We start from the raw sequence: 233 nt of genomic DNA, 5'->3' as shown, positions 1-233 counted from the left end.
GCTGCCAACGAAGCAACGGGCGTGGGCTCCGTCGCTGGCGTGCAGGAAGCGGTGACCAGCAAGACCGAGCTGGACGACGAATCCGCGCGCTTCCTTGCCGAGCTGGATGCCGCCGCCGCGCAGTTCTCCACTACGTCGGCTGTCGAGGCGCCTGCCGTGGTCGACGCGCCGGTTGCCGCTGGCGGGCCGGGCACCATCGACGCCGGCTTCGAGGGCGATGGCGAGAACATCGG

The 233-nt window shown here is 70.8% G+C and carries 1 protein-coding gene; it reads left to right on the top strand.

Annotation, left to right across the window (positions count from 1 at the left end; all coding sequences use genetic code 11):
* Positions 1–21: 21 nt before the first annotated feature.
* A partial coding sequence (locus KVS69_RS20670; protein WP_217540218.1) for a hypothetical protein occupies positions 22–233 on the top strand: 212 nt, incomplete at its 3' end.

It is taken from the genome of Stenotrophomonas sp. GbtcB23, assembly GCF_019091045.1.
GTDB classification, from domain to species: Bacteria; Pseudomonadota; Gammaproteobacteria; order Xanthomonadales; family Xanthomonadaceae; genus Stenotrophomonas; species Stenotrophomonas rhizophila_A.
Note: the sequence above shows the minus strand (reverse complement) of the source record. Positions and strands in the feature narration are given on the sequence as shown.